We start from the raw sequence: 13,439 nt of genomic DNA on the forward strand, positions 1-13,439 counted from the left end.
CCTTCAACGTGGTACATGGAGACTTTTTTTGTTCTGTGCCCTAGCTGAAGAAACGAAATGCCTGGTCCATCCAAGGCACACTAGCCTGCTCTGACATCACAGTGGGCGTAACCTAGAGTTTCAGCCGCTACGTACGTAATACTCCTTCGTGCGTACTGCCTGGGCCGGGCTACTGCGTTTCGCCACGAAGCCTCAATCAAGTTCTGCTGACGCCTGACAGAGCTGGCTCACTCCCCGCCCTCTTGCATTAGCTTCAGGGCATCAATCTCACCACCGCGCACCTTGCTTTTTGCGGTGGTGGTCTTGCGGGCGCGCAACGGGATCGTAGCACGTTTGACGAGTGTCTTGATTTCACTAGGGGATAACCCCGGATGTTTGGAGAGCAGCAAGGCGATAGCGCCACTCACATGGGACGTCGCCATGGATGTGCCGCTCATCTCGTGATGTTTGCCTTGTACCCAAGAGGAGACGATTTTATCACCGGGTGCATAGACATCCACATATGCGCCACGATTGCTGAAGGACGCAATACGTCTGTTTTTGTCGGTTGCCCCAACAGAGATGGTCTGGGGATACCGTGCAGGGTAATCAATACTGCGGCGTTTGCCGTCATTTCCTGACGAAGCAACAATAACGATTCCGGCATGGTACGCACGGTTGACAACGTCAAGAAGCGCCTTGCTACGTGTTTTCATGCCAAAGCTCATATTGATGATATCGACCTTGTTGCGTACACACCAGTCGATGCCAAGTACAATGTCGGATACATAAGCCGATCCGTTGTGGTCAAATGCTTTCACCGGATAGATCAGGGAGCGTGGAGCTACACCAATCATGCCTGCGGTACTGTTGGCTGCGGCGATGGTCCCTGCAATGTGGGTGCCATGTCCGTTATCATCATGAGGAAGCAGGCTGCGGTTTAACAGATTGATTCCACGTGCCAGTGAATAACGAAGATCAGGATGATGATAATCAGCACCTGTATCAATCACACCGATTTTAATCCGGTGTCCGGTAGACACAGACCATACTTTGGGCGCCCGAATCTGCTTCACTCCCCAGGGTATGCCTTGAGCATTGCTTGGTTTGCTGTGGAGTGCAGTGGCATGAAGGGAGATGGGAACGTCTTCTTCAATCGTAATTTCATCCCCATAGCGGTATAGGTCCTCCGGGCGTTGGACTGGAGCGATAATGGAACGAGCCAGTCGCGAGGAACGGACAGCCCCAAGGTCGGTGAATTCATTCCGCATTCGGGACAATTCCACAAGACAGGCCTCGTACTGCTGCGGTTTGGCAAATCGGATCAAATATCGCCCACCCTGTTCTGGTTCAGGGCGTCGCATTCCGTCAATCAATTGATGCAATAAACCAGTATAGTCCATAATGGGCAGCCCCCCTTCGGGATGAACATGCTGAGGTATTCTATGAATGCGCTCATCCCGCCGCATGGGGAACTTGCCCTTTTTTTACAAAAACACATTCTCTTCGTGTCAAAACGGGCGCAGGGACATATGATGGATGGAGAGCTAGAGGGCTCTTGCGGGGAACCTGGTGAGGAGTAATCCTCCAAGGGTATACAGTCAGAAGGCGGAGGGGACTCCGTCTTTTTTATTATGGAGTTGTCTCTTTGGCAAAGAGGATATTCCTGTGGGTTTGATGTCACTTCACGTTTAATATGTGGACATATTGTTGCTGCTCTCCGCATTTGCGTCACATCCGTACATAAAAACTTGCTTTTTAACGCTAAATAGGTTTTACTTAGGTTTGTTAATGGATATGTTATACGTAACAGTCCAGTTCGTAGGGGTTAAAAAGTGAATTTTGTGTGAGAGGAAGTGTCTGCAGTGAGTACCTCGCTCAATTTGAAAATTGATAAAGAAAAGGTAAAAGAGATCCCTTTGGTGGACCTTGCCTTTATGGTGCTGAAAGCGGCTAATACGCCGTATTACTATCGTGACTTAATGAATGAGGTAGCGAAGCAGCGCGGAATGACTGATGAAGAAATCAACGAGTTTATCGCCCAGCTATATACCGAGATTAATATCGATGGCCGTTTTGCTTGCGTCGGTACAAGTCTGTGGGGCTTAAAGCGCTGGTATCCGGTAGCTGGAACAGAAGATTCCATGACGGGTGCGAAGCGTCCGCGTATCATCAACGATGAAGACGATGATCTGGAAGATGAAGACTTCGGTGAAGAAGAAGACAGCTATAGCAGCGATGAAGGCTTCGACAGCACGGATAAAGACGAAGAAGAAGACGAAGAAGAGGAAGAAGAAGACGACATCTTTGACGAAGAAGACAGCGAAGAAGAAGTGCTGGTTGAAGATGACGATCTGGAAGATGAAGACCTCGAAGAAGACGAAGAAGAGTCCGAAAACGAGGATGAATTTGACGACGATTCTGATAATCGGTAGTCATTTTTGACGTCTATAATTTACCCGTTTCCCCGGAATAGTCAGCCTTGACAGCAGACGGGGTAACGGGTAAACTATTGCATGGGCTTATGAATGAGCGACAATATATTTATGTTTTTTATAGAAGGTGCCCCGTCCTGCGGGAGTACTTTTTTTTGTATTTTTAGAGGCATAATTTTGCAAAATGATTTTTTTCCGTATGCTCCCGGCCAACATTTCGTGGCCCGTTTTTGTATATCAAAAACACCAAATGGAATGAAGGCCATCGGAATATTTGCACCATTTTTTGCTGTAGAACAACGTGTATTTAAACCGTCTTCGCAGAAAGAGCAGTTCGCAGATGCAGGGAATTTCTGCCATTGCTCTTTTTAACGATGATTACCTGGGAAACAGGTTACGATAACACCATATATCGCCTGAATTTCTGTACTTATATTAGGAGGGTAATAACAGTGACAAAGTATATTTTCGTGACGGGCGGAGTTGTGTCCTCCCTGGGCAAAGGGATTACGGCTGCTTCTCTGGGCAGATTGCTGAAAAACAGAGGGCTTAAGGTAACGATCCAGAAATTTGATCCATATATTAACATCGACCCGGGAACAATGAGTCCTTATCAGCACGGCGAGGTTTTTGTAACGGATGATGGCGCGGAAACAGATCTGGACCTTGGCCACTATGAACGTTTTATTGATATTAATCTCTCCAAAAACAGCAACGTCACGACTGGTAAAGTATACTCTTCCGTCATCAGCAAAGAGCGGCGCGGGGAATATCTGGGCGGAACGGTACAAGTTATTCCACACATTACGAACGAGATCAAAGAGCGTGTATTCCGCGCTGGACGTGAAGCGGGTTCGGATGTGGTTATTACGGAAATTGGTGGAACAGTGGGCGACATTGAGAGTCTGCCATTCCTGGAAGCTATCCGTCAGATCAAGAGTGATGTAGGTCGCGACAATGTGATGTACATCCACGTAACACTTATTCCTTATATCAAAGCAGCTGGTGAAGTGAAAACAAAACCAACGCAACATAGTGTTAAGGAATTACGCAGCATCGGTATTCAACCGAATGTGATTGTATGCCGTACGGAGTATGAATTGTCTAAAGACATGAAAGCCAAGATCGCTCTCTTCTGCGACATTGATGAGAATGCCGTGGTTGAATGTCGTGATGCAGACACGTTGTATCAAGTACCTTTGAACCTGCGTGAAGAAGGCTTGGATGAGATCGTGGTAAATCACCTGAAACTAACTACTCCTGCACCGGATATGAGCGAGTGGGAAGGGCTGGTTGACCGGATCAACAAGTTGGAGCATACAGTTGAGATCGCTATTGTTGGTAAATATGTAGCGTTGCATGATGCATACCTGAGTGTTGTTGAGTCGTTGTCTCATGCAGGATTTGCATCCAATGCTGATGTGAAAATTCGCTGGGTTCCTTCTGAAGATATTACGGATGAGAATGTAGGCGACCTGTTACATGGTATTGGCGGTATCCTTGTTCCTGGTGGATTCGGAGATCGTGGTATTGAAGGTAAAGTATCGGCAATTCGTTATGCTCGTGAGAAACAAATTCCGTTCTTCGGTATTTGCCTGGGTATGCAGGTTTCCGTTATTGAGTATGCACGTTCCATCGTTGGCTTGAATGGTGCGAACAGTTCCGAAATTAATCCGGCTACGGAATTCCCTGTGATCGATCTGTTGCCTGAGCAAAAAGATATCGAGAATCTGGGTGGCACGATGCGTCTGGGTCTGTATCCTTGTAAGCTTCAGGAAGGTTCTTTGGCGATGGCTTGTTATGATGACGAGCTGGTGTATGAGAGACACCGTCACCGGTATGAGTTCAACAATGAATACCGTGAAACGATCGAAAAAGCAGGACTGGTTATCTCGGGTACATCCCCGGATGGACGTCTGGTTGAGATCGTGGAACTTCCAGGACACCCATGGTTCCTGGCGGTACAATTCCATCCGGAATTCACTTCCCGTCCGAACCGTCCGCAACCATTGTTCCGTGATTTTGTAAAAGCTTCTCTGGTGAATGCGCAGAAGTAATAAATTTTTTTGTGTTAACGTAATAGATATTGGGGATGTTCCTGGCAACCATAGCGGATGCCGGAACATCCTTTTTTTTGCGTAGAAAGCAGGTGGAAATGCTTTTTGTCATTTTGTGAAGGTAGCAGGATTTTAATGGAAGAGGTAGAATACTTATCATGACGACTATGGGATAGTTATCCAGATTCGAAGATGTGCATGCTTTCCTAATTCTAGGAGGTTACAGAGTGGAAGATAAAAAAGTTTTGATTGTTGATGACCAGAATGGTATTCGAATCCTGTTAATGGAAGTGTTCAGCAGTGAGGGGTATAACACGTTTCAAGCACCCAACGGCAAGGTTGCTCTGGAGATTGTGAATAATGATAAGCCTGACCTGGTATTGCTCGATATGAAGATTCCTGGGATGGACGGTCTGGAAATCCTGAAGCATATTAAAGAAATTGATCCGGGTATCAAGGTGATCATGATGACCGCTTATGGTGAACTGGACATGATTAAGGAAGCCACGGATCTCGGAGCGCTCATGCACTTTACGAAACCGTTTGATATCGACGAGATGCGAGTGGCTGTGAATATGCAACTTCGCAACGGTACCGCCAATAAATGCAGCTGAATCCTGTTGATACAGGATTTTTTTGCGTGTGGAGAACATAGAAGGTACGTGGTGGGAAAATGAGGTATTTCACTCCTTCATCCGGGGAATATTGGAAATGGGGAAGTTATAAAGCGGTGTCTATGAAAACTGTGCTGCAAAGCACAGCATTTTTGCAAATGCTTGTTTAGTATTTGACATGGGATGTGGTATAATAAGCCCGTATGTGATTTCGGCTAAAAACCATAGACACAACCCAAACCCCTAGGAGGATTGAAACCATGCCATTAGTATCTATGACAGACATGTTGAACAAAGCACTTGAAGGAAAATATGCAGTTGGTCAATACAACATCAATAACCTTGAGTGGACTCAAGCGATTCTTGGTGCTGCTGAAGAAGAGAAATCCCCAGTAATCTTGGGTGTATCCGAAGGCGCAGCACGTCACATTGGTGGCTTCTACACTGTAGTTAAAATGGTAGAAGGACTCATTCACGACATGAAAATCACTGTTCCAGTTGCAATTCACCTGGACCACGGTTCAAGCTTCGACAAGTGTAAAGAAGCGATCGACGCTGGATTCACATCCGTAATGATCGACGGTTCCCACCACTCTATCGATGAGAACATCGAAATGACTAAAAAAGTTGTTGAATATGCACACGCTAAAGGCGTTTCTGTGGAAGCTGAAGTAGGTACTGTAGGCGGACAAGAAGACGACGTTATTGGCGGTATCATGTACGCTGACCTGAACGAGTGTATCCGTATCGTTAAAGAAACAGGTATTGATACATTGGCACCAGCTCTTGGTTCCGTACACGGTCCTTACCATGGCGAGCCTAACCTGGGCTTCAAAGAAATGGAAGAAGTTCGTGACGCGGTACAAGTTCCACTCGTATTGCACGGTGGTACAGGTATTCCTAAACACGACATCGACAAAGCCATTTCCCTGGGTACGTCCAAAATCAACGTAAACACAGAGAACCAAATTGCTTTTGCAAGAGTGGTTCGTGAAGTGCTTGCAGCTAAACCAGACGCTTACGATCCACGTACATTCATCGTACCAGGCCGTGAAGCAATTAAAGAAACCGTTAAAGGTAAAATCCGCGAGTTTGGTTCTAACAACAAAGCGTAATTTATCTTTACCAGTTCCATACTGTGAAATGGAAAAACACCGCCTAGCCGGTGTCTTTCCATTTTCACACCTTATTTCTACATCGGAAGCCAACAGCACGTATTGCCGTTCATCGGCTGCAAAACACGTAGGGGGACATTAAGCTTTATGGAAAAATTGATGATTAGTGGCGGACGTCCGTTACAGGGAACTGTAACTATAAGCGGCGCCAAGAACAGCGCCATTGCGCTTATTCCTGCAGCATTGCTTGCCGAGTCAGAAGTCGTGTTGGACAACCTGCCGCTTTTGAGTGACGTGGCGGTTTATGCAGAAATTTTGGAGGAACTCGGAGCACATGTGACTTGGGAAGGCAGTCAGATGAAGATTGACCCTTCTGACATCAAATCCATTCCTATGCCGAATGGTCCCGTGAAGAAGCTTCGTGCTTCGTATTATATGATGGGTGCATTGCTAGGGCGTTTCAAAGAAGCGACCATAGGTTTACCAGGGGGCTGTAATTTTGAGCCTCGTCCAATTGATCAACATATCAAAGGGTTTGAAGCGCTTGGCGCAACCGTAACAAACGAACATGGCTCCATTCATTTGCATGCCAAAGAGCTGCGGGGAGCAAAAATCTATCTTGATGTAAGCAGTGTCGGCGCAACCATTAATATCATGCTGGCGGCTACTCGTGCCAAAGGCTCTACAATTATCGAAAACGCGGCTAAAGAGCCTGAGATTATAGATGTAGCAACACTTCTGAATTCCATGGGTGCCAGCATCAAGGGTGCAGGTACCGAAACGATCCGTATTGAAGGGGTCTCGGAGCTTAAAGGCTGCCGTCATTCCATCATTCCGGACCGTATCCAAGCAGGTACGTATATGATCGCTGCAGCGGCAACGCGCGGAGATGTTCTGATTGACAATGTGATTCCCAAACATCTGGAAGCTTTAACGGCAAAGCTGCTAGAAATGGGTGTTGGCATTGAGGAATTGGATGAAAGTATACGTGTCATTGGTAAACCAAGCTATAACCATGTGGACGTGAAGGCACTTGTATATCCTGGTTTCCCAACGGATCTACAGTCACCCATGACCAGTGTTTTGACACAGGCAACCGGTGTGAGCGTCCTGAGCGACTTTGTATACAGTAATCGATTCAAGCATGTGCCTGAGTTGGTGCGGATGGGCGCAAAGATTCGAGTAGAAGGACGGTCAGCAATTATTGAAGGCAGTGCATTAAACGCGGCCAAAGTAAAAGCATCCGATCTTCGCGCTGGAGCAGCGCTGGTGATTGCAGGTCTCACCGTCAGTGAAGGTGTGACTGAAGTAACGGGGGTCGAATATATCGACCGCGGTTATGATCATCTGGTGACTAATCTGCGCTTGCTCGGTGCAGATGTATGGCGGGAAACTGATTAACTAGGAAGCATTATGCATGATTCAGTCCTACACATGTTTATTTTAACTGAACTGCATATCTTTTTGATGATTAGGTAAACCTGTTTTAATAGAGTTCTCAGTCTCTCCGGCATAAGACGAAATGTTTCTGTTTCCTTTACCGGAGGGTCTTTTTTTGAAATAAACTTCATATGGCTGTAAGAACATCATTTCTCATCCCCAACCCCCGGTTTTGTTTGAACTGCGCTCCATAGCCGGTCTATCCGGATTGATCGCCTCAATGCATCGTTCACTCAATAGCGGATATTGCCGAATGTTGGCCATCCCACCCGGAAACTTACACTCAAAGACAAGTATTTGCATTATAACGGTTACATTCCGTACAATGGACAGAAGGGATTGTGGCAGACGCCGCTCTCTATAGCCGGAACATCTAGCGAAACTATCCATTTCACACGGACTTATTAATTGAATAGGTGGTTATTATATGGATCTACAAATTTCCGATTTGGAAGAAATGAAACTAACGGACCTCTACAAACTGGCCAAAAAATATCAGATACCGTACTATGGTACGTTAAAAAAGAAAGAATTAATCTTTGCTATACTGCGTGCACAAGCTGAACAGAGTGGCCTGATGTTCATGCAAGGCGTACTCGAGATTTTACCTGAAGGTTACGGTTTCTTAAGACCTATCAACTACTTGCCAAGTACGGAAGACATCTACATCTCAGCTTCTCAGATTCGCAAGTTTGACCTAAGAACAGGTGACCTCGTATCAGGTAAGTGTAGAACGCCTAAGGAAAACGAGAGATACTTCGGTTTGTTGCAAGTCAACGCTGTAAATGGTGAGAATCCATCGGCGGCTGCAGAGCGACTTCACTTCCCGGCACTAACCCCACTGTATCCGCAGAAAAAACTGGTTCTCGAAACATCCCCCAACCATTTGTCCACACGAATTATGGATGTGCTCGCCCCGGTAGGATTGGGACAGCGCGGATTGATCGTAGCACCTCCCAAAGCGGGTAAAACGCTTCTCCTCAAAGAAATTGCCAACAGCATCTCAACTAACAATCCTGAAATTGAACTGTTTGTCCTGTTGATTGATGAACGTCCAGAGGAAGTAACGGATATGTCGCGTTCGGTAAAAGGGGAAGTTGTGGCTTCGACATTTGATGAACTGCCTGAGAATCATATTAAGGTGGCGGAATTGGTGCTTGAACGTGCGCTTCGTCTGGTTGAGGCCAAAAAAGATGTTGTTATCCTGCTGGATAGCATTACACGTCTTGCCCGTGCATATAACCTGGTTATTCCACCATCCGGTCGTACACTTAGTGGTGGTATTGATCCAGCTGCGTTCCATCGTCCGAAACGTTTCTTCGGTTCTGCCCGGAATGTGGAAGAAGGCGGAAGCTTGACGATCTTGGCAACGGCATTAATTGATACTGGATCACGTATGGATGACGTCATTTATGAAGAGTTTAAGGGTACAGGTAACATGGAGCTCCATCTGGACCGTCGTCTGGCAGAGCGCCGCATATTCCCGGCGATTGACATTCGTCGTTCGGGTACACGTCGTGAAGAAGTGTTGCTCAGCAAGGAAGAGTTGGATACAATCTGGGCAATTCGTAAAAACATGAATGATTCCCATGACTTTGTTGAAGGATTCCTGAAAAAACTTCGTAACAGCAAGACAAATGCAGAGTTTTTGGCGGCATTTGATTCGGCTGGTAATAGCCCGACAAGCAATTCGGGTACAACAACAACCCGTCGCTCACCTAGACAGACAGCAACGTCAGGTACATCGACTTAAGTGTCGTTCGACCAATAACATACTTTTACAGCGTTGCTGTGAATTTTACAATACACTCGTCGTTAGGTTTAACCCATTAGATGTGAGGAGAACATCATGTATTTAGTATACGCAGATGAAAAAGGTAATGTATTTGATCATCCTTCCCTGTACGGGCTTGCCCGCAGTGGAGATATGATCGTTGAGATTATGGAGGATGAGTTGATTCCTCTGCCAGAAGGTGCAACGTTGGTTGGACTCCCGAGTACTCGGCCCATTGGTATGGACCCGGACACCGGTGAGATGCTGCCAATGCCATCAGACACACAGGCTGTAGGTGCATTGCTTCCACAGGGATTCACTCGTTTGTGTCTCCCTGGTTATGTGAAGACGGATAAAGAGTATAAATTGCCGTTATTCGGCTATTCCGCAGTAGTTTGGAAAGATGGCGGTTTCTATGTCACCGCTTCGAAGTCGGATAGTCCTGAAAAATGGAATCCACTCAACTGTGATCGTGACGATGTGCGTTCCGGGGTTAAACGATTGACGGAGCAATACCCCGAGAACCGTCTTTACACCCATCTATCCAACTGTGCGCTTGGATATGAATGTCTAACTTCATCAAACACGTTCCTGAATCGTTGGGAAGGTGGAGTGCCGGTATCCTATTCTTGCAATGCGGGCTGTTTCGGGTGTATCTCCGAGCAACCGGATGATAGCGGCTTTGTTTCCCCGCAGACACGTATGAACTTCCGACCACGTGTGGATGAGATTGTGGAGGTTATGCTGGAACACCTGAAGACGCCGGAGTCCATCATTAGTTTTGGACAAGGTTGTGAAGGGGAGCCTTCCACGCAGGCCAAGCTGATTATTGAAGCGATTCGCGAAGTGCGTTCCGTAACGGACATGGGGTATATCAACATTAATACCAATGCCGGTCTGAACGATCACATTAGAGGTATTGTAGATGCTGGATTGGATCTGATGCGCGTAAGTACAATTAGTGCACTGGATGACCACTATAACGCCTACTATAAACCGCGTGGTTATACCTTAGCCAATGTTGAGAAATCGATGAAATACGCAGCGCAGCAGGGTGTATACACGTCCATTAACTATCTGATCTTCCCGGGTGTAACAGATCGTGAAGAAGAGATTGAGGCGATGATTGAGTTTGCAAGAAGAACCGATCTACGCTTGATTCAGATGCGTAATCTCAATATTGATCCAGAGAGCTATCTGGAATTAATTCCTCCTGCTCAAGGTGATATCTTGGGCATGAAGCAGATGATTGAGATTTTTGAAGACGAGTTGCCCGGTGTTGTGATCGGATCGTATACCCATGTTCCGCCAGCTGGAATGGCACGTCCAAAACGGTTGATTACCTCTTAACAATAATGGATTGCAACAGGCGCAAGGTCGTGTTATAATCTCAGGGTTGTGCCATTTACTCTGGGTCCGCTTGAGGCTCAGGGCGGAAAGAGGTGAAAGGTAATGAAAGAAGCAATTCATCCTAATTACACGATTGGTCAAGTATCTTGCGCTTGCGGGAATACTTTTGAGACAGGTTCGGTTAAAGACGGACTTCGTGTAGAGATTTGCTCCGCGTGCCACCCGTTCTTCACAGGTAAACAGAAGTTTATCGATGCTGGCGGCCGTGTTGATCGTTTCAAAAAGAAATACGGAATCTAATTGGACAATTCTTGGAGTTGTCTGCTAATTGCATCCAACACACCCCTGCTGATCTGGCAGGGGTTTTTATATGTTATATGTTAAGCATAATCGCATTCACGTTCCTCTGGTTGCAATTTGGATAACCTTACGTTATACTATTTCTTACCGTGCTAGATGGGGAGGTAGCGGTGCCCTGTAACTCGCAATCCGCTATAGCGAGGTTGAATTCCTGCTAGAGGTTTTGCCGATGTGAGGTTTGGTCCCTAAACGTGGTGTTGACGGTTGGGTCCTCCGCAATGAGTACTCATGAACCTGGTCAGGTCCGGAAGGAAGCAGCCATAAGTGAGATCACTCTTGTGCCGGAGGGTTGCCTAGCCCGAGCTATTGTTCAGGGGTGCCACTTGGATCGCAAATATCGATAGCAGGTGCACGGCTTACCTTTTAAATGTAGAGACCTTTGCAGTTGTATGTATGCAGAGGTCTTTTTGATATGTCTTAATAAACCACGCATGAATGAGTCAGATAAAGTTTGGATTCACCCTAGAATATAGTATAATAGGGGAACGACAAAGGACTCGAATGCGAAGTGGAAGGAAGGTAACGCATCATGGAGCATATCGCGTTATACCGGGCTTGGCGTCCCCAGTCGTTTCAAGATATGGTGGGGCAACAGCATATTATTCAGACCTTGCAGAACGCGATTCGTGAACAGCGGACTTCCCATGCCTACTTATTTAGCGGGCCCAGAGGAACGGGAAAGACAAGTGCCGCCAAGATTTTGGCCAAAGCTGTGAACTGCGAACGTGGGCCTGCGCCTGAACCTTGTAACGAGTGTGAAGCTTGCCGCAGAATTACGACTGGCGCTGTGATGGATGTGCAGGAGATTGACGCTGCATCCAATCGGGGCGTTGAAGAAATCCGTGATCTTCGGGAAAAGGTTAAATATGCGCCAACCGAGGTCCGGCAGAAAGTCTATATTATTGATGAAGTGCACATGCTGACAACGGAGGCATTCAATGCTTTGCTCAAAACATTGGAAGAGCCACCACCACATGTGATGTTTATTTTGGCAACAACGGAACCGCATCGCCTTCCGGCTACCATTATATCGCGCTGTCAGCGATTTGATTTTCGCCGGGTATCCCTGGAAGAGCAGACAGCAAGACTTACACTGATCTGTGAACAGGAAGGCATGGAAGCTGACCATGATGCGCTCCAATACATTGCCCGTTTATCGGACGGTGGAATGAGGGATGCACTTAGTGTGCTGGATCAGATCTCTTCATTTACGGATGGACGAGTAACGTACCAGCAGGTCATGGACATGACGGGTGGAATTGCTTCAGAGCAATTTGCCAAATTGGCTGCTTCGCTGCTCAAGGGTGATGTTGGTCATATTTTGCAGATGATTGAAGGTTTCATGCATGAAGGAAAGAGTGCAGACAAGTGCATGGAGAATTTACTGTATTATTTCCGTGATTTGCTTATGATTAAGATGGTACCTGATGCAGATAAACTGACGGACCGGGTACTTAATCCGGAGTCTTTCCGTGATATGGCGGAGTCATTCACCAGGGAACAACTATTCCACATGATTGACACCCTTAATCGGTACCAGAGTGAAATGAAATATGCAGTACAACCACAGACATTATTTGAAGTTGCATTGCTTAAACTGTGTAGTATTCCAGCTCAAGGTGAGGCTTCTGTTCAGGTGGGAGCTTCAGCTCATGCAGCACCTGCTGATGGGGGAGAGATCAACCGCTTGAAGCAGCAGCTTGCTGAGTTGGAGAAGAAGTTGGATCGTGCATTGAAAAGTGGTTTGTCTGGTGGAGAAGGTGCATCGAGTGCTCCATCTCGTCCGGCAACAAGAGCGCCTGTATCGAGAGGCAATTCGCCTGTGAAGCTTCCTGCACAGTTGGATCAGTATGTTGCACGCAAGGGAGCTCCTGAGTTCGCAGATATCAGCAAAAAATGGAGTCAGATCCTGCAACGAGTGAAGGAAGAGAGGGTTACCGTTCATGCCTGGTTTGTGGATGGTGAGCCAGTATCATTGCTTGAAGACAATGTGTTGGTTGCTTTTAAAAACAACATTCACCGTGAAACAACGGAGAAGCAGGCTAACCGTGAAGTCATTGAGCGGGTGTTGTCCGAACAACTTGGGCGTCCTGCACGATTGGTGACGATGATGCTCAAAGATTGGACCGGAGCAATGGAGGGAGCTTCTGAAGCGCCAAAGGAGGACTTTAAGCTTGAACCTGAGCATGAAGACGGCGGTTCAGGCAACAAACAGCCTTGGATTGATGAAGCCATCCAGCTCTTTGGTGAGGATCTTGTAGTGATCAAAGAATAATGCGCATAGCGCGATAACCATAACAAAGGAGATGAACAAT

At 46.7% G+C, this 13,439-nt stretch carries 10 protein-coding genes and 1 other RNA gene; 10 read left to right on the top strand and 1 reads right to left on the bottom strand.

What is annotated here, in order from left to right:
• Nucleotides 1-227: 227 nt before the first annotated feature.
• On the bottom strand, nucleotides 228-1,382 hold the full coding sequence (locus MHH92_RS00595) for a S8 family peptidase (protein ID WP_036607270.1): 1,155 nt from the start codon (nucleotides 1,380-1,382) through the stop codon (nucleotides 228-230).
• A gap of 462 nt (nucleotides 1,383-1,844) precedes the next feature.
• On the opposite strand from MHH92_RS00595, the gene rpoE reads away from it, so the two are divergent.
• The 10 genes from rpoE (at nucleotide 1,845) to dnaX (ending at nucleotide 13,399) form a co-directional block, all read left to right on the top strand.
• Nucleotides 1,845-2,414, top strand: a complete 570-nt coding sequence (gene rpoE / locus MHH92_RS00600) for a DNA-directed RNA polymerase subunit delta (RefSeq protein WP_047841137.1) — start codon at nucleotides 1,845-1,847, stop codon at nucleotides 2,412-2,414.
• 452 nt (nucleotides 2,415-2,866) lie between these two features.
• Complete coding sequence (locus MHH92_RS00605; RefSeq protein WP_036607266.1) at nucleotides 2,867-4,471, top strand: CTP synthase; 1,605 nt, start codon at nucleotides 2,867-2,869, stop codon at nucleotides 4,469-4,471.
• 227 nt (nucleotides 4,472-4,698) lie between these two features.
• Nucleotides 4,699-5,085: a response regulator gene (locus tag MHH92_RS00610; protein ID WP_017691292.1), complete on the top strand. Its 387-nt coding sequence runs from the start codon at nucleotides 4,699-4,701 to the stop codon at nucleotides 5,083-5,085.
• Between the two features lie 260 nt (nucleotides 5,086-5,345).
• On the top strand, nucleotides 5,346-6,200 hold the full coding sequence (gene fba / locus MHH92_RS00615) for a class II fructose-1,6-bisphosphate aldolase (RefSeq protein WP_036607263.1): 855 nt from the start codon (nucleotides 5,346-5,348) through the stop codon (nucleotides 6,198-6,200).
• Nucleotides 6,201-6,347: 147 nt separating this feature from the next.
• Nucleotides 6,348-7,601 carry a UDP-N-acetylglucosamine 1-carboxyvinyltransferase gene (locus MHH92_RS00620; RefSeq protein ID WP_036607261.1) on the top strand — a complete coding sequence of 418 codons (1,254 nt, stop codon included), beginning with the start codon at nucleotides 6,348-6,350 and terminating at the stop codon, nucleotides 7,599-7,601.
• Between the two features lie 466 nt (nucleotides 7,602-8,067).
• Nucleotides 8,068-9,393, top strand: a complete 1,326-nt coding sequence (gene rho / locus MHH92_RS00625) for a transcription termination factor Rho (protein WP_036607258.1) — start codon at nucleotides 8,068-8,070, stop codon at nucleotides 9,391-9,393.
• Nucleotides 9,394-9,489: 96 nt separating this feature from the next.
• Nucleotides 9,490-10,764, top strand: coding sequence for a radical SAM protein (locus MHH92_RS00630; RefSeq protein ID WP_036607256.1), 1,275 nt, complete (start codon nucleotides 9,490-9,492; stop codon nucleotides 10,762-10,764).
• A gap of 102 nt (nucleotides 10,765-10,866) precedes the next feature.
• On the top strand, nucleotides 10,867-11,064 hold the full coding sequence (gene rpmE, locus MHH92_RS00635; RefSeq protein ID WP_036607255.1) for a 50S ribosomal protein L31: 198 nt from the start codon (nucleotides 10,867-10,869) through the stop codon (nucleotides 11,062-11,064).
• A gap of 147 nt (nucleotides 11,065-11,211) precedes the next feature.
• Nucleotides 11,212-11,479: signal recognition particle sRNA large type (gene ffs / locus MHH92_RS00640), an RNA gene on the top strand.
• A 174-nt stretch (nucleotides 11,480-11,653) separates the two neighbouring features.
• Nucleotides 11,654-13,399 carry a DNA polymerase III subunit gamma/tau gene (gene dnaX / locus MHH92_RS00645; protein WP_340901567.1) on the top strand — a complete coding sequence of 582 codons (1,746 nt, stop codon included), beginning with the start codon at nucleotides 11,654-11,656 and terminating at the stop codon, nucleotides 13,397-13,399.
• Nucleotides 13,400-13,439 lie beyond the last annotated feature (40 nt).

Origin of the sequence: Paenibacillus sp. FSL M7-1414, assembly GCF_038003195.1 — a bacterium.
Taxonomy (GTDB): Bacteria; Bacillota; Bacilli; order Paenibacillales; family Paenibacillaceae; genus Paenibacillus; species Paenibacillus amylolyticus.

What these genes read in the sequence shown, in the direction of transcription:
- MHH92_RS00595 (WP_036607270.1), bottom strand. Translation starts at nt 1,382, where the DNA reads ATGGACTATACTGGTTTATTGCATCAATTGATTGACGGAATGCGACGC.
- fba (WP_036607263.1), top strand. Translation starts at nt 5,346, where the DNA reads ATGCCATTAGTATCTATGACAGACATGTTGAACAAAGCACTTGAAGGA.
- MHH92_RS00620 (WP_036607261.1), top strand. Translation starts at nt 6,348, where the DNA reads ATGGAAAAATTGATGATTAGTGGCGGACGTCCGTTACAGGGAACTGTA.
- rho (WP_036607258.1), top strand. Translation starts at nt 8,068, where the DNA reads ATGGATCTACAAATTTCCGATTTGGAAGAAATGAAACTAACGGACCTC.
- MHH92_RS00630 (WP_036607256.1), top strand. Translation starts at nt 9,490, where the DNA reads ATGTATTTAGTATACGCAGATGAAAAAGGTAATGTATTTGATCATCCT.
- rpmE (WP_036607255.1), top strand. Translation starts at nt 10,867, where the DNA reads ATGAAAGAAGCAATTCATCCTAATTACACGATTGGTCAAGTATCTTGC.
- dnaX (WP_340901567.1), top strand. Translation starts at nt 11,654, where the DNA reads ATGGAGCATATCGCGTTATACCGGGCTTGGCGTCCCCAGTCGTTTCAA.